The organism is Bartonella fuyuanensis, from assembly GCF_014197255.1.
In the GTDB taxonomy this organism is placed as follows: domain Bacteria; phylum Pseudomonadota; class Alphaproteobacteria; order Rhizobiales; family Rhizobiaceae; genus Bartonella; species Bartonella fuyuanensis.
Map to the genome: position 1 here is coordinate 1 of NZ_JACIFE010000011.1, position 22,706 is coordinate 22,706.

Sequence of the window (22,706 nt, forward strand, 5' to 3'; positions counted from 1 at the left end):
AGAATGACAGAAAATGATATTCTTTTAACAGACCGTGAAAGTGCAAAATTGCTTCATATGAGTGTCTCAACATTCCGCCGTCATGTTACCAATGGCTCTCTCCCAAAACCTTTAAAATTTGGTTTTTTATCCCGTTGGTTACAATCGGATCTTTTGAATGTCATCGAGCAAGCAAAACAGCAACGTCAAAGTAACGCGGCATAAAAAAAACCTTGTCACATAAGGACGGACAAGGCTTTCTCAAACTCATCAATCTAGAGATAGCACAATCCGTCCTATGACGCAATGTTATAGGATTTAAAATGATGTGTTCTTTGAAGAATGCGCGGGGTATTACTCGTGCCTTGCGTAGAGTTTGGCATGGGCCTTACGGAACAGCTCGTTGCCCCGCTCAGGATGATAGGTTATTATCCCTAATAAATTGGCGTACCTTATAAATTACGCTCACTAACAGCTTTAAAAAGCTCTAAAACATCAAGAGAAAAATCTACTATATGAGATTTCAATAATAATTCCCCTACTCTGTTCTTTGGATCAAAGCACCAAGCTATGTTTGCACCAATCTTTCCCTCTATTTACAGTTCTCTTTCAATATAGAGTGAAGCAAAAGCATTTTTGTTAGCATATTCTAACAATCCAAGTTTTTGATTTTCTGTATCTTGTCATCAGGAGAAACTCGTAAATATGGGTAAAATTTTGTCATGTTCAATAAAGAACGTCAATTAAGTGTATACATTAGTATCAGAAAAAACGATAATTTTCTTTGATACAAACAATCAAAATGATCAAAGATAAAAACAGATATCTTATTTCATTTCCAAACAACAAATTGAAAAATTCATAGGAAATTTGATTGATCAGATTTAACCATTAGATTAATATTTCAAGATAGATTACAGAAAGAAATTTCCTATGCAAAAGACATTACCCAAAAGTTATATGACTGATGCTGAACGTGAGGAGTTACGAGCAGGCGGGTTAGATCAAAACTGCATTTATACTGCTGAATCAGAAGCAGCGGACCGTGCTAATGATAGCAAAGCGGCGTGGGAATGGTTAGCAATGACTGAACCTCCAGCACATACACTTCTGTTTCTTAAAAAGCGGCATGGAGCACAATTTATTCGTGATATGGGATTTTCTACTAAAGATGCTGATAAAGAATATGGTCCCGATTGGTTAGATAAAGATGTTATCATAGGAGGTCATCACTTCTAAAGAATTTGAGGAGTTAGAACGTATTTTTGTTCGCGAAAATAACTATGTAAAAAGTCTTGATGAAGCATTGATGACCAAGAAACTACATGATGTGCGCAATGATTTGTGTAGTTATCTTCGTAACATTGAGAAAAGCGGTGGTTTGTCATTACTTATTGATACGGAGCGTAGTCTTGTAGAAAATGATCTGCTAAGATATGCCAATAGTAAAGTGATGATTAGTAGTCTTAAAACAGCATTAATGGAAATAGATATTATTAAGAAGCACATAATCCTTGTTAGTAATCCTGCGCAATATAAGACAGTAAATGAAGTTCATAGTTTACCCAAAAATCGTAAAGGCGGATTGCCTTACGATGAAGTACGTCAAGCAATAGCATCCCATTATGCACGGTTAGGAAACTTAGATAAATCTCGTTTAACGTCAATTGAAAAATCAATTATTGATGTGCGTAAAGAAAATATGACGATTATGCGCAAGCTCTACGAAAAGATGCAAGCCAAAGCTATTGGTATAGATTTCTAACTCAATAAAATACTCATAACAAAGCTTTTTACATTAGTTTATTCACACATCTTTAAAAGTAATGGTTAAATGAAAATCTCTCGTTTATATAGCTTTTTTGAAGGGAAAAACTGTCAAATGAGATATCGCTGCTGGTTTCTTTTTCCATTCAATCAAAAAAACTTCATTTCTCATTTTCTTAGTTATGTTTGTATTCTTCATAGCAATATTTAGCTAAATCTAAAGTCATCTTTGTATATACCAAATTCATATTCGAAATGTAATTATGGATCACTTAAATTAATTGAAAACATACTCATTATTGTTTGAAATACATTTTCATCACTAACAGAAAAACTAAAAAGTTTTCTTTCATTGTGTAAATCTGAAATGATTACTGTTATTTTTTTCCTTTAATAAAAAATCATAATGGAGGGCTCACTCAGAAAGCTTACAATCGCATCTTTTAAAAATGCCAAAGACCATAGCAAGCCTTGCATTGATTTTTGAACTTCTTGACAGTGGTCGTTTAGAAATTGGACCCTATGCCATTACAACAGCGTTGCGTTGGACAAATTATCTGTTCAGTCATGCCAAACGTCTTTATGCGGCGCATGATACATTGACATCAGAAAGTGCAAAATTAATTATCGAGCGTTGTGATCATTTACCCGATGTTTTTACAGCAAGGGATATCTATAGACGATGTTGGCGTTCTTTAAAAGACAATGGAGCCGTTAAGCAAGCTTTAGAGCTTTTATGTCGTTGTAACTATATTCGTGAATTTCCTATAGAGGGGAATGAATTAGGTCGGCGTCCTGATAGACGGTATGAATGGAGCGACATAAGAGTTCTAAAGCTTGTTTAACGGTTCTATTATCTGTTAAACCAGTCCAACTTCTTTGATGAATATCACGTAAAGTAAAGATATCGGGCAAATGATCACAGCGCTCGACAATTAATTTGGCACGCTCTACTGTTAATGTATCATGCGCCGCATAAAGACGTTTGGCATGACTGAACAGATAACTTGTCCAATGCAACGCTGTTGTATAGGTACAAGATATTAATTTATAATGGTAATTTATATGTTGAATAAGAATCTCGAATAACGTAGGATTCTCTTATTTCAAACCTGCTTATCTTGAATTAATCAAAACCTCTCATTTGCACATAACCAAGTAGGATGAGTGTGTGGATTAAATTTGTCTAAAAAAGGAATAAAAAGAGTAACTGATAAAGACAGGAACATCTTTCTAATCCATGGCTGGTCTATTAGTGGTTTTATGACGTTGTTGGCCTAAGAAAGCGCGTGCTTTTATTGTTATTTGTAAATCAACATCCAAATTCAAGGCAGCCGTATGCTTGAGATAAATATTAAGACGATTTATTGCTTTCTCTGCAGTTGCAGCTTTTGCATGCCAGATGGGAGAAAAGGTACCGCATATCTCTGTTTGTGCCATCTCTGAAACGAGCAGACAGCCTAATTTTGGCAGAATATAAAGGCGTAGAGGTAAAAACCAATGTCCATTTTTCCCATCCCCTTTTAATTCAGCTTTCCGACTTTCAAAAGCATCCATAGCAATATCTTTAAATAATAGAGATTGCTTATTGCTTCACGTTTTTATTTATTGCGTTCTTAATGGAGTCACAATCCTCACATAAAATAGAGTACCATTATGTTGCACATTCATAGGCTTATCTTAAAGAAGCATTTAAGACACCCAAACCCATTTCACGACAGCGTCCGTGAAATATAACACTGAAAAGAATTTTGACTGTCTCTTCACGCCTCAAAGAACAAAGATTCTTAACCTAATCTGATCAGTAAACAATCCAGAGTCTCACTTGGCTTTCACTCAAATTAAAGATGATTCACTTAAACTAAAAACTCAACAAGCAAACTTAAGAATATTCACCACGCACTAAAAAACTACTTCCATGTATCAAGAAAGTCTCTATACCTTATCCCACCATACCTCAAATGAAGGTGTTTTTTATGATCTAAACAATACAAAATAAAAAAACAGACATGAAAAAACTATATGTATAATTTTTATCAGAATTTATTTATAGAATGGCTACTTGATCTTTCTATCATACCGTAAATTTTACCATTTAAGGTATAGAAATATGAAACATGCACATCTCCTTGCAACATTCAAATATTTTTTAGGAACCCAAAATCTTTATAATGCACGCTAAATATTTTTAAGCTTGCTGGTAGCACCTTTAATTTAAGTGAATCCTATAAATGCGAAACCGAGTGGAATCTGCTAGAATCTGTCCGTTGACAGACCAAAAAGGAATACTTACCTTTAAAGCCACAAGGAGAAAGCCAAATAATTGAATACTTAACAAATAAAGTATAAAAGATTTCACCAACGCGATGCAGAATAGCATCCTTAAAAATTTCAAAACAGTGAAGATAAACAATTGACAGTAGATAAAGAATTCACTTAATTAAAGCGCTGTTAAAGGAATGATGACTTAGTATAAAATATTCAATTTTTTCAATTCTGAAAAATTAAAAAAAACAGTATCATTTGAAATAAAAAATTTTGTGCTGGCAATTCTGATTGGTATGCACAAAATTGGAGTTATTGAAAATCAAACATATAATTTAATGACGTTCCTTGACCAACTCACTCTCTCCTGAGTATAGCACGGGGACTAAATATGGAGAGATATGAGGAGTATAGAATAATGAATTTTAAAGTTGCAATTGTCGGAGCAACCGGAAATGTAGGGCGTGAAATGCTGACAATTTTAGAAGAACATGGTTTTCCTGCGCATAAAATTGTTCCTCTGGCATCACGACGCTCATTAGGGCAAGAAATTTCTTATGGAGATAAAACTTTAAAAGTAAAGGCTCTAGATACTTACAATTTTTCTGACACAGATTTTTGTCTTATGTCTGCGGGGGGAAACATTTCCAAAGAATACGCCCCTAAAATTGCTGCTACTGGCTGCGTTGTCATCGACAATTCCTCCACGTGGCGCTATGATGCCAATGTTCCATTGATTGTGCCTGAAGTAAACGCACAAGCCATAAATGCTTTTTCTAAGCGCAATATTATAGCAAATCCCAATTGTTCAACAATTCAACTGGTCTTAGCTTTAAAACCTCTCCATGATGCTGCAATCATTAAACGTGTTGTTGTCTCTACATATCAATCAGTTTCTGGAGCTGGTAAAGAAGGAATGGACGAACTTTTCGAACAATCACGGGCAGTTTTTGTTGCAGATCCAATTACATCGAAAAAATTCACCAAACGCATTGCATTTAATATTATTCCTCATATCGATGTTTTCATGGAAGATGGTTATACAAAAGAAGAATGGAAAATGACTGTAGAAACGAAGAAGATTCTTGATCCAAAAATTAAATTAACAGCCACGGCTGTTCGGGTTCCTGTCTTTATCAGTCATGCGGAAGCAGTTCATGTGGAATTTGAAAAGCCATTAAGCGCATCTGAAGCACAAGAACTTCTACGCGAAGCCCCCGGTTGTCAACTCATCGATAAACACGAAGATGGTGGCTATACCACACCTTATGAATGTACAGGAGAGGATGACATCTTTATTAGTCGTGTTCGTGAAGATATCACTGTTGAAAATGGTTTAGCTTTCTGGATTGTAGCCGATAATTTAAGAAAAGGAGCAGCATTGAATGCTGTTCAAATTGCTGAATTGCTTATTTCTCGTAATTTGATACAACCTAAATCGGCAAATTAACTATCTCTCTGTTAAAAGGATGAAGTGCCCTGCAAAGCCGGTCTATAAAAAATCCGGCTTCTTTAAATAACTTCCCACCGAACCCCATCCTAAAAGACAGTATTTCGAAACGTTTCAAATTCTATCCTGAATATTATTAACTCTCTCTGTTTTCCAAAGCGAAACTCTCTCTGCACCAATCTGCACATAATCGCGCTTTTTAAGTAGTTTTTACCAATCGCTACCTTGAGACAACTTTACGGTACAGCCAGGATTAGCAGCATAAAGCATTTTTTTCTTTATGCTGCTGTACTTTTTTATCATTCTTGTTTTGAAATTAACTTTATCCTTATGGAGCAGGATAAGTCACAACACGGTAACGCGTTTCATTGCGTTCAAAATTTTTGTAATTAACATCATCAGGAAAGAAGGGATTATAAGCATTCATATGCTTTACAGAGACTCCTTGTGCTTTTGGTGACGGATTCAAAATTGTTCGTTCATCCCTCTTTTTAACACCTGTGGCATCAATAATTACATCTGTTCTGTATAGTTTTTGCATATTTTTCTGGTTTTTTTGAATTGTCGGAAGAACTTTAAGATCGGAAACAGCCTGTTTTATTTTTTCTTTTGGCGATTTTATCATAGAATTTGGTTTTACAGGCGTCTTTGTAAAAGCAATGGTAGGAACATTATTAACATTTACATAACGTGCGGATGCCCAACCAACTTTTCCATTATAACCAAGAGAACACCAAATTTTATTGGCTAGACAGCCATAAATTTGCACTTTTGCTCCCATTGGAACCATTGCGATAATTTTATAAGCTGTCGCAGGACCTGTGCGTAAAGACACCTGACCTGATGCAACACGAGCAACCGTTCCTGCAATGGTTTCAGCCTCCGCATGAAAAGTAGTCATTGCCACCCCTGACGCTCCCAAAACCCATAAAATCATTGTCGTTGAGAACAATTTCTTTCTTAACATCATTTACTTCCTTTCTAATATATAAAGGGCTCAATATTCACCTTTGCAAAAATTGGCCGCATTTAAATCCAGTGATCGTCAATCTTCATTTCCCACAAAAGACCTCACAACATTGCAACAAAATCTCTCTTTATCCCCCTACACAACATGGCCTTTTGATCTTGATTGTGCAGTATATTCCTCATGAATTTACTGCTAAAGCATCATCTGATTGCTTGGCTCTTCAACCAATCATCCCTTAAAAAAGTTTTTAAGGTGTCATTGGTTCCCTCAACAAATGATTCCAATATGAAGAACTGATTGCCTGAATTTCAGAGAATTTTTGCTCACTCATAATAAACATTTCCAAAAATGCTGCCGAAAATAGGGGAAAATAATACTATTTTTAAAATAAAAATGATTGAATATTCTTGAAAGCTTGTATAATTTCAGCTTTTCCTAAAAAAGAACACAGAATAGATTGAAACTTCCCTCAAAAAATTTCTTGAAAAAGAAAGTTAAAAGCACATGACATTAAAATTTTTTTCTCGCAGTCAAATTATAGGATTGTTTTTTTCTCTCTTTACACTTTTTTTGTCTACGGTTTTTGTCATGGCTACGAACAAGTCAAAAATCAAACTTGGTGTCATGGAAGGACATGAGGCAACCATTTGGAAAATCGCTGCTGAACAAGCTAAAAAAGTTGGTTTAGAAATTGAGCTTGTTTATTTTTCTGATTACACTTTACCCAACGATGCTGTTAATGCAGGAGAGATTGATGCAAATGCTTTTCAGCATATACCTTATCTTAAAAATCAAATGGAGCAGCGTGGTTATCAACTTTCAACTGTAGGATACACGTTTATTACCCCAATGGGGATCTATTCTCACAAAATTAAAGCCATAAACGAACTGCGCGATAGAGCACATATTGGCATTCCTAATGATCCATCCAACGGTGGAAGAGCCCTACTCTTTCTTAATTCTCTAGATCTTATTAAATTAAAAGACCCTCACGATATTCTTTCATCTCCACTGGATATTATTGAAAATCCTAAAAACTTGCAAATTCGAGAACTCGATGCCGGCATGTTAGGACGAACTATTGATGATTTTGATATTGCAGTTATCAATACAAATTGGGCTTTGATCTCTGGCTTAAACTTACAAAAAGATGTTGTCGCATGGGAAAAAGCAGAAAATAATCTCTATCACAATATCATTGTTGTGCGAACCAGCGATAAAGATGAACCATGGGTCAGAAAATTAGTTACTGCCTACAATAGCGAGCCCGTCCGTGCAAAAATCAAAGAAATTTTTGGACCAGCCGCACAAACATCTTGGTAACTATACCAAACATCTTGGTAGTTTTGCCAAAAATTCTGGTAATTTTAATGGAAAAAAACACTCTCATTTCCTTAAAAAATGTCAACCGTTGTTTTAACAAAACGTCTAGCATTCTAGCGATTGATAACTTATCACTTGATATCTATACCGGTGAAATCCTTGGTATTATTGGTCGTAGTGGAGCAGGAAAATCAACACTTATTCGTTGTTTAAATGGCTTAGAAAAAATTGATGAAGGTGCTCTTTTCTTTGAAGGAATAGATATTTCAAATCTATCAGAGACAGAATGGACACCTTATCGTCAACGTATTGGAATGATTTTTCAACATTTCAATCTTTTAGCATCACAAAGAGTTATTGATAACATTGCATTACCACTCAAATTAACAGGAATAAACAAAAAACAGCGTAACAAACGTGCTCTTGAGCTTATTGAATTGGTAGGATTATGTGGTAAAGAATATTGTTATCCGGCACAATTATCAGGCGGCCAAAAACAACGCGTTGGTATTGCCCGTGCTCTAGCTGCTAATCCTAAAATATTGTTATCAGATGAAGCAACTTCTGCTCTTGATCCTGAAACGACACAATCTATTCTGAAACTTCTCGCCGATATTAATAATCACCTTAATCTTACTATTGTGCTTATTACCCACGAAATGGAAGTGGTCCGCGCTATTGCACATCGCATTGTTGTCCTCAATCAAGGGCGCATTGTAGAAGAAGGACGTGTAAAAGATATTTTTGCATCACCACAAGAAGAAACAACAATTGCCATGCTCAAACTTGTTACACCACAACTTCCTGAAAAATATGCAAAAAACCTTAAACTCATAGGCCAAGAAGCTGTTATTGAAATTAATATTGCCAATGAAATAGTCCAACAACCTTTTCTCCATCTTCTGGAAGATGAAAGCGGTTTAAGAGCACGCATTCTCCATGGTAGCATTGAAACAATTCAGAATGAAACCATCGGTCGCCTTTTTCTTGCCCTTCCCGCTCAAAACAAAGAAGCTTTTAAAAAAGCTGTTCAATGGTTAACCGAAAAAGGACAATATTGCGAGGTTTTAGGTTATGTTTAATATTCTGTTTTATGAACTTCCTAATGCCGTTTTTGACACAATATTGATGACAATAAGTGCTTCTTTTATAGCCCTGATTGTGGGGCTTCCACTTGGTCTTCTTCTTTATACAACAGCATGTGGGGGAATTTTTGCTTCATCTCTTATCAATCGCCCTTTAAGCATCATCATTGACAGTATCCGTGCTATTCCCTTTATTATTCTTGCCTTTTATCTTCTTCCCGTTACACGGATCGTTGTAGGAAGAGGTGTAGGAATGCTTTCTGTGATTTTTGTTCTCACCATTTCAGCTATTCCTTTTTATGCGCGCATGGCAGAACTTTCTTTTAAAACAGTTGACAATGATCTTATTGAAGCTATCCGCTCTATGGGCGCAAATCGCCTTCAAATTATCAGACATGTTCTTATTCCTGAAGCTCTCCCTAGTCTAATTACAGGTTTTACAATTATGGTCATTTCTCTTATAGGAGCCACCTCACTTGCCGGATATCTTGGTGGAGGTGGTTTAGGGGATATGGCAATCCGCTATGGCTACCAACGCTACAATACCTTTATCATGACCATTGTCATCATCCTTTTGATCATGCTCAATATTATAACCCAATGGACTTCTGATAAAATCGTACAAAAACTTGATAAAACAAAACATTAAAAAACTTAGAGTTTCACATACCAATCCCCTCATCTGCTTTACCACCTCCCAAGTGCAGCAACCCTTAATTATCGAATGCTCAAAAAAACAAACACTCTTTCTCTTTTTTTAACGGTTTTACCCATATACCCCCCTGTTTGTAACGGGAAAGAAAATAGTTTTAATTGATTTAACATAAAAAGGAATGAAATAAAAAATCTTGCAATATTCGAGACTCACTCTCAACATGTAAAATAATAAATTAATATATTGATCACAATCCGCCCTAGCTCTAGCAACAACCTATCAGAACAATCCAGGAAACATTGCAATCCGTTATAACTATCAATGCTGTAATATCTCCACCATAACTGTTATCCTATTGATCATTCTCAGCGTTATCATTGAAGAAACTTCTGATAGAGTTGTTAAAAATTTTATAAAATAAAGCATTCAAATAATTTAGATATTGGAAGACTTCTCTCCTACTACAGCAATAATAAGCCATTGAGCAGTGAGAGCTGGTTTTTTTAACTGTTCAATTTCCATTGTCACTCCATAATGGAAAACCACTCGACCAGAAGGACGAATTTCTGCATCATCTAATACAAAACGTGCACGTACCCGTATCCCTGTTTTCACAGGACTGAGGAAACGCACTTTATCAAAACCATAATTAATTCCCATTGTAGCCCCTTCTAACTCTGGAAGAGCCTCATAAGCAAGCGTAGACAAAAGCGATAATGTTAAAAAACCATGAGCAATTGTGCCGCCAAAAGGCGTCTTTTTAGCCTTTTCCTCATCAACGTGTATCCATTGATGATCATCTGTAGCGCACGCAAACTGATTAATCATATCTTGTGTTACAAGACGCCACCCCGATAATCCCACTTCTTTCCCAATAAAACTAATGACATCTTGTACTGCTATTTTTTGCTGCATAATGCTATTCCTATTTATTTTATAAAAGCATGCACTCCTCTTGCTTTTATAAAATCCATTGATTAGAGCATCAAGAATAAATGATTAATTGTTTTAAAAACAAATAGACATTATGAATAAGAAAACTCTTTAGTAGAATAACTTTCAAATAGGAAAAAAGAATGGCAAGCAATGTAAACCTGACAGGTTTAGCGCATGATTTAAAGCGACGTGCAGAAAACCATCCCCCTATCCGTATCGGGCTGATTGGTTGTGGTGAAATGGGCACAGATTTATTATCAAGCATTGCACATATGGACGGTATAACAATTGCTGCAGTAGCCACTCGAACGCCATCACGTATTTTTGATGCTGCTATACTAGCCTATGGCGAAGATGGACATGTCTGTGAAGTTGAAAATCCTCATGCTCTCACGCAAAGCATTGAAAAAGGTTTGATCGCAGCAACAGATGATATTGACCTTGTTTTACGCCATGAACAAATTGATATTATCATTGATGCAACTGGCTATCCTGAAGCGGGAGCAGAAATTGGCTTAAAGGCGCTTGAGAATAACAAACATCTTGTCATGATGAATGTTGAAGCAGATGTTACGATTGGTACTTATCTGAAACATGAAGCAGAAAAACGAGGGCTTATTTATACGCTTGGTGCTGGAGATGAACCTACTTCTTGCATGGAGCTCATCGAATTTGTTTCAGCTCTTGGACATAAGATTGTTGCAGCAGGTAAAGGAAAAAATAATCCACTGCTCTTTGATGCCACACCTGATACTTACGAAAAAGAAGCACTTCGCCGTAATATGAATGTACGCATGTTGGTTGAATTTATTGATGGTTCCAAAACGATGGTTGAAATGGCAGCAATTGCTAATGCCACTGGTCTTCTCCCAGATTGCCCAGGAATGCATGGTCCACAAATTCCCTTGCAAGATTTAAGCAAAGTGCTTATCCCAGAACAAAATGGAGGTCTTTTAAAACATTATGGTGTTGTAGATTACTCAACAGGTCAAGGTGTTTCCCCAGGTGTTTTTGTCATTGCAGAAATAACCCATCCACGTCTTCGCGAACGTATGGAAGACTTAAAAATTGGTCAGGGTCCTTACTTCACCTTTCATCGCCCCTATCATCTCACAGCAATGGAAGTTCCCCTAACCTGTGCACGAATTATGCTTTATGGAAAAAAAGATATGGCCCCCCTTGATCACCCCGTAGCAGAAGTTTGTGCTGTTGCTAAAAAAGATTTACATCCTGGTGATCAGCTAGACTTTATCGGTCTTTATACTTATCGTGCTTGGTTAATGAGCTATACAGAAGCACGGACACACCATGCCATTCCATGTGGACTTTTGGAAAAAGCAACAGTAACAGCTGAAATTAAAAAAAATGAACTGATTACAGTACATAATACCGCTATTCGTGAAAATCAGTGGATTGCACGCCTTCGCACCAAACAAGATCTTTTACTTAAGACTCTTTCCATTCATGCATAAATCCTCCCTATTACTTTAAATTTATCTTATTAAATTATATATATAATTTGATTTACTATTTTTATTGCATACGAGACCTGAATACAGGAGTATATTTTATTCTATCGTGAAATATAAAAAATATTTTTAAAAAGATAAAATATGCCTTTTTATGAAGGCCCCTCCTAAGCAGATAGACAATATAAAAAAACTGATAAAGAGGGCGAGAGGGCTAGCTGTATTATTGGGAAATAACCAACTATAAAAAACCAGATTCCAGCATTCTGAAAAGGAAAAACATCAATTTTCAGATTTTGAACTTTAATAATCCTAATCAAAGATACATTGAGTATTAACAATAGTATTTTTTCTATCCAATACAGCATAAATGATTACAAATATTGATTCCTTAATAATGAAGCGAGCAAAAATACATCTACTGCATTGATGATTCTTCTCCTAGAGAGTATAGAATAATCCTAAAAGAGATACAACAGCACTGAATATATCCCCAACACATAAAGCTGAAAGAAGTGATACAATACCTATCCCACCCCAAAAGGCTGAGGCTGAAAACATCGCAACTTTTTCAACTTTCCTCAAAGCAAATCCCTTTTTTTCTTCAAGGTCATGGATAACAGCCCTATCGCCTACTTCAATAATTACACTTTTTTCTAATGTAGAAGCAGTTTCCCACTCTTGAAATCGATTTTTTACAAAACTCGCATTTCCTTCCACAGTTTGTATAAAAAAAAGAATAAATACTGTAAAAACAAATGACCCAACGCGATTTTTAAATATTTTAAACATAGCTTTATTTGCTCCTCTTTTTCTTCACTGAAAAAGTAAAAGAATATTCACATATATAAAAACCAAAGTTTAGATTACATTTAATCATTTAGATAAATAAAAATAATACATTATGATATATTATATGAAATTTTATTATTTAAATAATACATTATGTATTACATGTAAAGATAAAATTTAAATTTTTAAAATAAAATTACTACAAAATAGAAAAAGTAAAATTTATACATAGATTCTATTTAAGCATCATCATCAAAAAAATTAGAGAATTTATTAATATAAAAAATAATTTCTTTATTTTATAATATGACTTACATTGATAATATTAAATTAATAGGATATAAATATCGTAATATTTTTCATTTATATCGTGCTAATTCAAAACAATAAACTGTTTTCAAACTTCCTATCACAATAAATATTAAAAATAAAACAAACATATTTGAAAAATAATATAGAGTTTTTATAAATTATTTGATTTGAAATAAATTGAAAAATAAACACATAAAACCTTTACAAATATCTCTATAAATATAAGTCTTGTTTATTAATTTTATAAACATAAAAATATAATAATTTTTCGTTGACCTTTCATTATATTATTTATAAAGAATATTTAGAAATAAAATCGCTAGCAAGAAAAATATTTATCTAACAAAAAAATATATCTATAAATAAGATTTTAAATGGAGTCCGACTATTCTACAAAACAGCTATAAATTGTAAAAGAGCCCATCAAAACCTATATTTTAGACAGATAAGACATTCTAAAAAATACTCAACTTTTACTAATCTATAAAGAAAAAACATCCTATAGCATGTTCAAAAAGGTAATTCACCCCTCTTATCTCATAACACATCCACAAAATAGAGAAACCTATTAGGTTTATAAAAACATTCTTACGCAATACTAAAGCACCCAAAAACTACTTAAAACCAAACAAAAAAAGAATTAGTCACATATTTAAAAGAAAAGCGATAGATAAATCCACTAAAAAACTGCGTTTTTAAAGTACCATCTTAAGTAAACACATTGAAAAAACAACGCCATAAAAACAAATCTTAAACAATAAATTCATCAATCGATCATATTAATGGCAATATACTGATTTATAGTAATAATTTTTTTACATGATGAATGTAAGATCTGAATATTATAAAATTCTCTTAAATGTTAGCTATGTTTATATTGAAATAATCAAAACCATTTACTTGCATATCACAAACGAGATTGATGAATAGCTAAAAACATCTGAAGAAAGAAATAAAAATATCGCTTATGAAGCATTTTAAGAACCAAGTTCTGTTGCATAACATTGAGAACTAGTAAAGTGTACGGTGATTCCCACTTTTTATTTCAAAAGTGTAAAGATGGTAGTGTACAATGGATTTTCCCTCATATCATTTACAAGTAGCGTCGTAAAACAAAATAGGTTTAGAATATCCTGAGACAGGTTTCTTCAACAAACAGTATCAATGTGCAACACAACTATATAACTTCATCTCAAATTAATTCTTCTCATTATATTCATTTTTCTCATGAACACTAAAATCCATTGATACACTTTCCAAATTAAAAAGAATCAACAAACAATTTATACTCTTGTATAATATGTATCCGTATAATTGAATTAAGAATTTATGAATTCTTATCAAAACAAAAATTTACTCTATCATAGCATTTGTACCCCAAAATACCTTTCTTATTTTCCCTCCATATCAAAAAGAAGACTATACTGCTTTAACTGAAATTGTATTTTTAAGAGTGCTATAAAAAATTATTTTTCATTCCATAAATATGAAGTGTTTAATTTTCATGAATATTTACTTGTCAAAAACAAGAATCCGGATCAGAAAATTTTATAAAAGCGATTTATCTTTAGAATAGTCGCATCATAGTTATATAAAAAATTGAGTTGGCTTTTCTCAATAAAAGCTCTACTATTTTTAACAAAACTCTCACATAATGTATTTATAGCATCCGTATGTACCCTGAAAATACGACTATTTGCGTTTCTTTTACAGATAGATTAAATAGTGACTCTAACATCTTTAATCACTTTGTTTCTGTGACTTCTCTTTTGGGCAATAATTTATGGTATCTAATACGCCTTTTCTCGCTCTTTTACCTTTGGGTGCCCACGAATATCACGGTGAGCACCTCCCCTTTGAAACCGACTGGATTATTGCTGAAGCTTTTGCAAAAGCCCTCACTTTACAAACAAAAGCGCAATTTCATATCGCACTTTTACCGGTTGAAAAGATTGGCTATTCCGTCGAACATATGGATGTTACAGGTACACAAACCCTTACTTTTTCTGATGCGATTAAGCGATGGATAAAGATCGGTGAAAACTGCTATCATAAAGGGATCAATCGTTTTCTTCTTCTCAATGCTCATGGAGGCAATTCACCTTTAATGAACATTGTCATCACTGAACTACGGAAACGCTTTTCCATGCTCGCTGTAGCAACAAGCTGGAGCCGTTTTGGTCTACCAGAAGGTCTCATAGCTCCTTCTCAACAGCATCTTGATATCCATGGAGGTTTTATCGAAACCTCTCTCATGCTCTATTTAGCACCAGAAAAAGTCCATATGAAAAAGGCAATAAATTTTCATAATAAACAAGCGGATATGATTGCCAATTATCGATATTTACGTGCTTATGGTTCTCATGCTTTTGGCTGGACAATGCGTGATCTAAACCCGCAAGGCGCAGCGGGAAATGCAAGCAAAGCAACCCCACAAGCTGGTGAAGCAATCTTTTCTCATGTTCTTTCCGGACTTTGTGATTTACTTGATGATATCAACCGATTTAACATAAACACATGGCAATAAAAAACAATAAAAGGTTCTTCCGATGGAAAAGACACCCCCCAACAAACTGCCTGTTACAGTTCTTACAGGCTATCTCGGTGCAGGGAAAACCACGCTTCTCAACCGCATTCTCAGTGAAAATCATGGCAAACGTTATGCCGTCATTGTCAATGAATTCGGTGAAATCAGTATTGATAATGATCTGATTATTGAATCAGACGAAGAAATTTATGAAATGAATAATGGCTGTATTTGCTGCACCGTGCGTGGCGATCTTATTCGCATTCTGGAAAGTCTTATGCAACGTTCTCATCGGTTTGATGCGATCATTATAGAAACAACAGGGCTTGCTGACCCCGTTCCTGTAGCCCAAACTTTTTTCTTGGATGATACTATTCATGAAAAAACAACTCTCGACAGTATTATAGCGGTCGTTGATGCAAAACATTTGCCATCTCAACTGAAAAAAAGTCGTGAAGCTGAAGATCAAATTGCCTTCTCGGATATCATCCTTTTAAATAAGATTGATCTTGTCAATGCACAAGAGCAAGCCCATGTTCGATCACTCGTTCTTGCCATTAACCCTCGAGCCATTCTTTATGAAACAAAGTGTACCAATATCCCTCTTGAAAAACTTCTCAATCGTGGTTTTTTTGATCTTCAACAAATTCTTGATCATGAGCCTCATTTTCTTGATCACCAACCTACAGACCAACATACCGACCATGTGTGTAGTCCTAATTGCCATCATGATCATCATCACACATCCACCATTCATGATCTTACCATCACTTCGATAAGTTTAAAAACAGGTTCTCTACAACCAGAAAAATTTTTCCCTTGGATTCAGCAGGTTACGCAGCAACAGGGACCTAATATCTTGCGTCTCAAAGGCATTATCGCCTTTCACGCAGATAATGATCGTTACGTTATTCAAGGTATACATATGCTTCTTGAGGGACAACATCAACGCCCATGGCGTGAAGATGAGAAACGCGAAAGCCGTCTTGTTTTTATCGGACGCTCTCTTGATGTCGAAAAGTTAAAAACTGGTTTTGAAAATTGCGCATAAATGAATGACAATACCCAATATTACCCATTATGATCTCCAAAGCTACTGCCTTTCCTGCGGTTTTATAGGCAATAAACCAGTCTTTGTTTCCGTAGAAGGTTTCATTGTTTTTTTAAATCCAACTCCAAAAATCTTTGAAGTTCATCAAGGAATAATTTCAAGCCATTTTCCCTCTGGAAATACCGCACTCATTACAGGTGGAGAAGATGGAAAAATCTGTCACACAACCGCAATGGGTCATACAGAGGTATTAAGCAAAAAAGAACGCAAATGGATAAATAACGTTGCTTTTGGACCACAAAAAGCTTTTGCCTTTTCCTGCTCACGTCTCGCATTTGCAAATGTTGGAAAAGAACAGCAAGAGCTACTTCATGAACACAGTGTGGAAGGTCTTGCTTTTGCCCCTAAAGGTTTACGGCTTGCCGTTGCCCATTACAATGGAATTACCCTTCACTGGCTCTCAACACAAACACCTCCCATCACCTTGCTCTGGAAAGGAGCACATTGTGGAGTCACATTTTCACCAGATAATCGCTATGTCATTTCTACAATGCAAGAAAATGCCTTACACGGCTGGCGTCTTACCGATCATCAACATTTACGGATGAGTGGCTACCCAAGCAAAGTTAAAAGCTGGTCTTGGAGCACAAAAGGAAAATGGCTAGCAACATCAGGTGCTTCGGCTGCAATTGTTTGGCCCTTTCACACAAAAGATGGGCCCAAGGGAAAAACACCACTCGAACTAGGCACACGTGCAAACGCACTTGTTAGCAGGGTTTCATGTCATCCAAGTGAAGAAATTGTTGCAATAGGATTCAATGATGGAATGATTTTAGCAGCAAATTTTCATGATGGAAAAGAAGTCATTCTAAAAAGTTGTGGGAAAAGTGCTATCTCAGCACTTAACTGGGATCAAACAGGACACAACCTTGCCTTTGGCAGCGAAACCGGTGAATGTGGTATAATCAATATCACTAATTAGGCCAAACACTTACAAACACAACCACCACTGATAAAAAATGCCTCTATAATTTTCCAGAAATCTTAGTTTCTCCCTTGCATCTCTAGGGCTCTCAGAAATCCCACTTCTCTTAATTCCTCCAAAATCTCCTAAACTCTTCATAATCATTAAATCTTTCTTTTTCCTGTCCTCCCCCTTCAAATGAGAAAATGTCTTAAACATATTTTTGATCGTTTAATCTTGCTACTCCCATACAAGAATAAAAACACCATCCCTAAAACCAAAAACCTTACCTTTATAAATAATTCTGTGAGATATCTACTTCCATAAAAATATTTTTCTTAAAAATTCAGCGAAAAATAACTTATATCTTCATGAAAAAACTACTTATTCCTATGATTAGAAAAATAGAACTCAACACTTTTTTTCCTAAATAATTTTTTTTTGATTTCCTTTCCTAAAGAACAAAGTTTCCTTCCTAGCAACACCCTATAATTCTGTTTTTGGCCTAGCCAGGTTCCATTCTCACAATCATTTTATGAATCTCTATCACTACCCTAAACGACGGTATTTTCATCGTACAACAAAACCATAGCAAAGTTTAAAAATACTTCATGTTAAAAAAATCCCCAAAAAATACATAAAAAACTTTTTGAAAATACCTTTGAAAACACATCACACATTATTCTCATCAAATATCAGCACTTACTTTATCAAGTTTTCCGATTATAAACTCTTTTTTTATCTTAATACTTTTGGGAAATCTTCTCTATCACTCAACACATTCTTTCAGTTTGTGAATAATTCCGGAAATCTTTCTCTAGATCCTCAGAATGTTGAACGAAGCAAAAAAGCGCCTTTGATAAATGGTCTGTTCTACCTATAGAAATCTGCAGCATAATACGGTTTTTTATATAGATGAAATATTATCGTATAATCTTTTAAAGGGAAATGTTTTGACTTTTGCACGAAGCCCAGCTGCGGCGTTAAAAGATAAACAGTTTAGTGGTTCTTTAACAAGTGGAAAAACGTTTGCAATAGGCTATAAAGATATTATTTTTGATCCGCAGATTCAGTTTCTTAGTATCTTTAGTTTAATAAAGCCTGTGATATTCCTCACCTTGATATTGATTTAGAAAAATTTCATCAACAAGTTAAAATGCTCATTCACCCTTCATACATTGAATAAAAAACTGGATATTATAAATTCATTTTAAATCTGTTTATATTTAATCAATTAATCTCTTTCCCATCATAAATTTAGCTGGCATATAAAGAAAAATTATTGAAAAAAGAACTTTATGAATCCACTCGAATGCTAAAATCTACGCAGTATTAACAACTGAAAAATAGAAGGATGATATTCGCCTATTACAACAATGAAAATAATAATCTATCCTTTATTAAAATTGCTCTCAGCGTCTATCATTCGCAAAACAAAAAAACAACCGTAAAAACACGATAAAATATATTTTACTTTTTATTATGATTTGACTTAAAAATCCTCGTGCATCTTCTCAAAAAAGTATTTATCCAAAAAACTCAAGTAAACATCCTAAAAAGAACACAAATTAATTCACATATTTGCTCATATAAAAGTGAGCACAGTTTATATTTTTTATAAAGTTAGATTATTAACTGAAATAAAGTTCAAAATAATACATAAAGATCATAAGATTTAAATTTGTGATCTACAAAAATAATGAAGAAACGAACAAAAATAACCATATTGATGAAGCAAAAGAAATTTTAATATACTAAATCTTCTGTCTTTCATACAAAAATACATGCTGCGCTTCTTCAAAAAAAGTGGTGCAATCTAATAGAGAAACTGGTTCCAGAAAAACCAACTTTTTTAAGTTTATGCTGATAAGTCATATCTCCATAAAGGGAAAGTTTTGAAGAAAGACGCGCATTAAATCCAAGCCCTGCTTCCAAAGAAGAACCAAAAGCACCTAATTGGAAATCTTTTTTAAAAGAAACGAATTGCTTATCTTCAAAACTATGCAAATAAGAAAGCTTGCTATAAAAAGAGACGACACGCCCCCCTTCAGAAACATTAAGCATTTTGCTTAAACGCCCACCAACACGTCCCACCCATTGATGAAATTTTCCCAAATTAACCTCAAGATCATCAATGTCACGTGCTGGATTAAACTGAAGATGCTGATAAACAACCTGAACCTGCGGATCAAAAACAATATCTTTATAGCCTATTGCAAACGTTCTTCCACTTGTTAAAGAACCACTAAACTGCTTCCCCTTTAATGCGACAACTTTGCCCCGTGCAAGGGTCAAAACATCTCCTTTTAAAAGACTATACGATAACACCCCATCTATATAAAAACCCGCATCATGTTGCAGACTTCCATAGGCAGCAACAGACCATTTATCGAAGGCACTTTCTTTGCTTTGTTCAACATTCTGAGGGTATAGAGAAAGATTTCCATAGTTCCCCAAAACCCCAAAGAATGTACGATTCTGCGAATTCTCAATCTCATTTAACAAAATACCGACTTCGAATGCAGTATAATCAAGCTCAGCGCCATAACCATATTCAAAAGAAGATAAATTGGAAGTATAATGATGACTCCCACCATAAGCATGCAAAAAAAAGGCTGTCTGTTCATTATCTTTCCAAGAAGAATGAAAAGCATTCCGCATTGTCATCAACGTCTTATTTTGCGCAGTCATATCCATTAAACCAGCATGAAATAAGGTATTTGTTAAAAGGAGATAAGTCGGAACCTGTGGAACAACAGCTCTAATTTTTTGTTCAGGCTGAACATCAAGCGATACAAGAAAATTAGCAGAAGTATCCAAAGAACCAGAGGATGTAGAAGGTTGTAGCTCAACAACTGTAGAAGGGACAGAAACTGAATCCGCAGATGAAGAAGCAGATGGATCAGATGGCAAAACCTCATCAGTAGAAGTTTCAATTGAAACAAATGATGCTGGCATAGGTTTCACAGCAGAAGAATTCTCTGCTGCAGTTGGAACAGAGGTAGGCACAAGCGGAACAGATGTAGAAGGAGTGAATGAAGAATCCGTAGGAATAAATGTTTCAGATGGCTCAGAAACTTCCGATACAGAAGATATAGATGGTATAAGCGAAGGCTCAACAGAAGGAGGTTGTTCAGGCGAAATAGTCTCTGATAATTGTTCAGAAGGCATAGTTTCTGCTTCAGGTTTAGGTGGTAAAATTGTAGACGTGGGCTTAATAGACAGAACAGAAACAGATTGAGAAGAACCTCCTATCTCAGGATCAATGTAAACACTTTCAAGACGAAAATCCCAAAAATTTCCTTCCCCCGCAACTAATCTATTCTTTGGATCAGCTTTTCCAAAAGAAGAAGCTGGGCCATAAGCACGAAGATGATATCGATAAGGAAATCCATTAACCGTAGTATAATCAGCAGCTAACTTAAAAGAATCTTCTTGTGCTGTGCCAGAAACTTGAATGAGCGAAATGGTCTGATCTTTTCCACCGTATACCTCTTTGCTTGAAGCTTTTAGAAAATTTTGCACATAAATGAGAGTGGTTCCAGCAACATCACCATAGATCAAAATGCGATCAGTCTTTTTAGGATCAAATGAACCATCATCATTCAAAAATGTACTCAACTTAATCTGAGAATTTCCCTCAGCACGATATACTTTTTTATATGTTGATGCTAGAATTTTGCCCGTTGCATTCGCATCTATTTTTTCTCCAATGTACAACGTTTGATAACCATTTGATATATCTTCATCATCAAAGATCAATGTACTATTGGAAAGGCTTAGCGATGAAAGTGATGAAACAGATTCCCGTAAACCGTTGTATTTACTTTTGGTAAGATACCATGTTGAATCACGTATTAATTCTAAATCTATAACCGATCGATCCCCAAGCCGCGTCCCACCTATAAGAGAAGAGGTATTTGCCTTCACTAATAGAGAAGAGTTATTTTCAGCTTTTAGCAACAAATCACCAGAAATCTTTGTTGCATCTGATAATTCAAGAATTCCTTTAACCTCATAGTCTTTATTCCCCTTCGCATAAATCGCAATACCGTCTGGGACTGTCATATTTGTCTGTGATAAATAAACAAATGCTTTCCCCGTAAGAATTGTTTCAGTTTCTAATTTTTTTTCACCATCTCGTTGCTTCAACATTTTAGCCACCTCTTCTGGAGCTAAAACATTAAAATATAAACCATATGCTCCCTCCCCTTTCACAGAAATATTGTTATTTTCTATCTTAATACTTGTATTCTTAAATCCACCTGGTGAAATATATTTTTGAATTAACTTGCCATTATCGTCTACATAACCTGAAAAGTTTTTAATCAAGAATGCATGCATATGATTAAGCTGAATAAAATTGTTTTTCAAATGAACATCACCACCTTGAAAAACCTCAAAGACCTCCGGCAATTCTCCCATATCTCCACTACCATCTGTTATAGTCTCTTCCCTCCTTCCTTGCCCTGTAATACCCATAGTATCAAGAAGATAGTGTCCCCCAAACAAAGTTGAAAATGAGCCAATCTGGTTAAAATTAACGGTACCGTCTGACATTCTAACCATTGCCTCAAAACCACTAATAATACCCATTCCTTTTACATTCAAATTATCTGGCTCAATATCGATATTGACACTCACTAAAGCAATATCGGTTTCTCTCCCCCATGCATAAATAGCATGTGAAGTCCCCTTAATTTCCCCAACTGTCATGCTAATAACTGCATTTTGAGCACGAAGAGCAGGTACATCCTTAAAATCTGAAGCGATTAAATTAAGCTTTCCACCATTTCTTACATATGCCCCATACGCAAATATTTTACTTGGATCATCGCCATAAACTGTTATCTGAGACGCATTCACAATAGTTCCTGCTTCTTCCACATATATAGCTGCAATAGGCGCCATATGAGCAGATGACTCCTGAGAACTTCTTAAGTAAAAGATTTTATCTGCAAGCAAATGTGTTTTGCCATCATCGTATTTATAGAACGCCCCTTTTGGATCATTTGAAGATCCCGCAGCACTAACATAAATAACCTGCAAAAAATAAAGAATAGCTATTGTAAAGTTACATAAAAATATATATTCGCGAAATACATAAACCATAACCCTTCCCACCTCCTATTCCCCTACTTTATATTCATCGAATTAAGAA

General features: G+C 34.9%; 16 protein-coding genes and 4 pseudogenes. 13 read left to right on the forward strand and 7 right to left on the reverse strand.

What is annotated here, in order from left to right; genetic code table 11:
• Positions 1-3: 3 nt before the first annotated feature.
• Both GGR08_RS05110 and GGR08_RS08535 read left to right on the forward strand, forming a co-directional pair.
• On the forward strand, positions 4-204 hold the full coding sequence (locus tag GGR08_RS05110) for a helix-turn-helix transcriptional regulator (protein WP_142417211.1): 201 nt from the start codon (positions 4-6) through the stop codon (positions 202-204).
• 98 nt (positions 205-302) lie between these two features.
• A complete protein-coding gene (locus GGR08_RS08535; RefSeq protein ID WP_281377816.1) occupies positions 303-437 on the forward strand; it encodes a hypothetical protein in 135 nt (44 codons plus the stop codon).
• Here GGR08_RS08535 and GGR08_RS08660 read toward each other — a convergent pair.
• Positions 435-703, reverse strand: a pseudogene (locus tag GGR08_RS08660) (recombinase family protein); the annotation flags it as partial. The gene GGR08_RS08535 and the pseudogene GGR08_RS08660 overlap by 3 nt on opposite strands.
• Positions 704-912: 209 nt before the next feature.
• Between GGR08_RS08660 and GGR08_RS05115 the strand changes: the two are divergent.
• The 3 genes and pseudogenes from GGR08_RS05115 to GGR08_RS05125 form a co-directional block, all read left to right on the forward strand.
• Positions 913-1,218: a hypothetical protein gene (locus GGR08_RS05115; RefSeq protein ID WP_183194301.1), complete on the forward strand. Its 306-nt coding sequence runs from the start codon at positions 913-915 to the stop codon at positions 1,216-1,218.
• Positions 1,219-1,288: 70 nt separating this feature from the next.
• Positions 1,289-1,744, forward strand: coding sequence for a hypothetical protein (locus GGR08_RS05120; RefSeq protein ID WP_183194302.1), 456 nt, complete (start codon positions 1,289-1,291; stop codon positions 1,742-1,744).
• 421 nt (positions 1,745-2,165) lie between these two features.
• Positions 2,166-2,591: pseudogene (locus GGR08_RS05125) on the forward strand (DUF3987 domain-containing protein); the annotation flags it as partial.
• On the opposite strand, the pseudogene GGR08_RS08290 reads toward GGR08_RS05125, so the two are convergent.
• A pseudogene (locus tag GGR08_RS08290) lies at positions 2,512-2,772 on the reverse strand (hypothetical protein); the annotation flags it as partial. The pseudogenes GGR08_RS05125 and GGR08_RS08290 sit on opposite strands and share 80 nt — an antisense overlap.
• Positions 2,773-2,982: 210 nt before the next feature.
• Positions 2,983-3,457, reverse strand: a pseudogene (locus GGR08_RS05130) (integrase); the annotation flags it as partial.
• Positions 3,458-4,429: 972 nt separating this feature from the next.
• Here GGR08_RS05130 and GGR08_RS05135 point away from each other — a divergent pair.
• Positions 4,430-5,461, forward strand: coding sequence for an aspartate-semialdehyde dehydrogenase (locus GGR08_RS05135; RefSeq protein ID WP_183194304.1), 1,032 nt, complete (start codon positions 4,430-4,432; stop codon positions 5,459-5,461).
• A 328-nt stretch (positions 5,462-5,789) separates the two neighbouring features.
• On the opposite strand, the gene GGR08_RS05140 is transcribed toward GGR08_RS05135, so the two are convergent.
• The gene (locus GGR08_RS05140) at positions 5,790-6,428 is read right to left on the reverse strand and encodes an SH3 domain-containing protein (protein ID WP_183194323.1); all 639 of its coding nucleotides are present in this window, start codon (positions 6,426-6,428) and stop codon (positions 5,790-5,792) included.
• Positions 6,429-6,935: 507 nt separating this feature from the next.
• Between GGR08_RS05140 and GGR08_RS05145 the strand changes: the two genes are divergently transcribed.
• Genes GGR08_RS05145 through GGR08_RS05155 form a run of 3 tightly spaced genes read left to right on the forward strand, consistent with a single transcriptional unit; the run spans position 6,936 to position 9,488 of the window.
• On the forward strand, positions 6,936-7,754 hold the full coding sequence (locus tag GGR08_RS05145) for a MetQ/NlpA family ABC transporter substrate-binding protein (protein ID WP_183194305.1): 819 nt from the start codon (positions 6,936-6,938) through the stop codon (positions 7,752-7,754).
• A gap of 47 nt (positions 7,755-7,801) precedes the next feature.
• A complete protein-coding gene (locus GGR08_RS05150) occupies positions 7,802-8,836 on the forward strand; it encodes a methionine ABC transporter ATP-binding protein (RefSeq protein ID WP_183194306.1) in 1,035 nt (344 codons plus the stop codon).
• Positions 8,829-9,488, forward strand: coding sequence for a methionine ABC transporter permease (locus tag GGR08_RS05155; RefSeq protein ID WP_183194307.1), 660 nt, complete (start codon positions 8,829-8,831; stop codon positions 9,486-9,488). The genes GGR08_RS05150 and GGR08_RS05155 overlap by 8 nt, the downstream gene beginning before the upstream one ends.
• 441 nt (positions 9,489-9,929) lie before the next feature.
• Here GGR08_RS05155 and GGR08_RS05160 read toward each other — a convergent pair whose 3' ends face one another.
• Positions 9,930-10,409: a MaoC family dehydratase gene (locus GGR08_RS05160; RefSeq protein ID WP_183194308.1), complete on the reverse strand. Its 480-nt coding sequence runs from the start codon at positions 10,407-10,409 to the stop codon at positions 9,930-9,932.
• A gap of 161 nt (positions 10,410-10,570) precedes the next feature.
• Between GGR08_RS05160 and GGR08_RS05165 the strand changes: the two genes are divergently transcribed.
• Positions 10,571-11,902 carry an NAD(P)H-dependent oxidoreductase gene (locus tag GGR08_RS05165; protein ID WP_183194309.1) on the forward strand — a complete coding sequence of 444 codons (1,332 nt, stop codon included), beginning with the start codon at positions 10,571-10,573 and terminating at the stop codon, positions 11,900-11,902.
• Positions 11,903-12,340: 438 nt separating this feature from the next.
• On the opposite strand, the gene GGR08_RS05170 is transcribed toward GGR08_RS05165, so the two are convergent.
• Positions 12,341-12,691 (reverse strand): hypothetical protein, encoded by a 351-nt coding sequence (locus GGR08_RS05170; protein ID WP_183194310.1) that lies wholly within the window; start codon positions 12,689-12,691, stop codon positions 12,341-12,343.
• 2,095 nt (positions 12,692-14,786) lie between these two features.
• On the opposite strand from GGR08_RS05170, the gene GGR08_RS05175 reads away from it, so the two are divergent.
• The 3 genes from GGR08_RS05175 to GGR08_RS05185 are packed head-to-tail and all read left to right on the forward strand — an operon-like array spanning position 14,787 to position 17,563.
• A complete protein-coding gene (locus tag GGR08_RS05175) occupies positions 14,787-15,530 on the forward strand; it encodes a creatininase family protein (RefSeq protein ID WP_183194311.1) in 744 nt (247 codons plus the stop codon).
• A gap of 22 nt (positions 15,531-15,552) precedes the next feature.
• Positions 15,553-16,581: a CobW family GTP-binding protein gene (locus tag GGR08_RS05180; RefSeq protein WP_183194312.1), complete on the forward strand. Its 1,029-nt coding sequence runs from the start codon at positions 15,553-15,555 to the stop codon at positions 16,579-16,581.
• 10 nt (positions 16,582-16,591) lie between these two features.
• On the forward strand, positions 16,592-17,563 hold the full coding sequence (locus GGR08_RS05185; protein ID WP_183194324.1) for a WD40 repeat domain-containing protein: 972 nt from the start codon (positions 16,592-16,594) through the stop codon (positions 17,561-17,563).
• A gap of 1,779 nt (positions 17,564-19,342) precedes the next feature.
• On the opposite strand, the gene GGR08_RS05190 is transcribed toward GGR08_RS05185, so the two are convergent.
• On the reverse strand, positions 19,343-22,657 hold the full coding sequence (locus GGR08_RS05190) for an autotransporter outer membrane beta-barrel domain-containing protein (protein ID WP_183194313.1): 3,315 nt from the start codon (positions 22,655-22,657) through the stop codon (positions 19,343-19,345).
• Positions 22,658-22,706 lie beyond the last annotated feature (49 nt).

Bases quoted from the DNA above. Each gene is read 5' to 3' on its own strand.
- GGR08_RS05110 (WP_142417211.1), top strand. From the start codon at position 4: ATGACAGAAAATGATATTCTTTTAACAGACCGTGAAAGTGCAAAATTG.
- GGR08_RS08535 (WP_281377816.1), top strand. From the start codon at position 303: ATGATGTGTTCTTTGAAGAATGCGCGGGGTATTACTCGTGCCTTGCGT.
- GGR08_RS05115 (WP_183194301.1), top strand. From the start codon at position 913: ATGCAAAAGACATTACCCAAAAGTTATATGACTGATGCTGAACGTGAG.
- GGR08_RS05120 (WP_183194302.1), top strand. From the start codon at position 1,289: ATGACCAAGAAACTACATGATGTGCGCAATGATTTGTGTAGTTATCTT.
- GGR08_RS05135 (WP_183194304.1), top strand. From the start codon at position 4,430: ATGAATTTTAAAGTTGCAATTGTCGGAGCAACCGGAAATGTAGGGCGT.
- GGR08_RS05140 (WP_183194323.1), bottom strand. From the start codon at position 6,428: ATGTTAAGAAAGAAATTGTTCTCAACGACAATGATTTTATGGGTTTTG.
- GGR08_RS05145 (WP_183194305.1), top strand. From the start codon at position 6,936: ATGACATTAAAATTTTTTTCTCGCAGTCAAATTATAGGATTGTTTTTT.
- GGR08_RS05150 (WP_183194306.1), top strand. From the start codon at position 7,802: ATGGAAAAAAACACTCTCATTTCCTTAAAAAATGTCAACCGTTGTTTT.
- GGR08_RS05155 (WP_183194307.1), top strand. From the start codon at position 8,829: ATGTTTAATATTCTGTTTTATGAACTTCCTAATGCCGTTTTTGACACA.
- GGR08_RS05160 (WP_183194308.1), bottom strand. From the start codon at position 10,409: ATGCAGCAAAAAATAGCAGTACAAGATGTCATTAGTTTTATTGGGAAA.
- GGR08_RS05165 (WP_183194309.1), top strand. From the start codon at position 10,571: ATGGCAAGCAATGTAAACCTGACAGGTTTAGCGCATGATTTAAAGCGA.
- GGR08_RS05170 (WP_183194310.1), bottom strand. From the start codon at position 12,691: ATGTTTAAAATATTTAAAAATCGCGTTGGGTCATTTGTTTTTACAGTA.
- GGR08_RS05175 (WP_183194311.1), top strand. From the start codon at position 14,787: ATGGTATCTAATACGCCTTTTCTCGCTCTTTTACCTTTGGGTGCCCAC.
- GGR08_RS05180 (WP_183194312.1), top strand. From the start codon at position 15,553: ATGGAAAAGACACCCCCCAACAAACTGCCTGTTACAGTTCTTACAGGC.
- GGR08_RS05190 (WP_183194313.1), bottom strand. From the start codon at position 22,657: ATGGTTTATGTATTTCGCGAATATATATTTTTATGTAACTTTACAATA.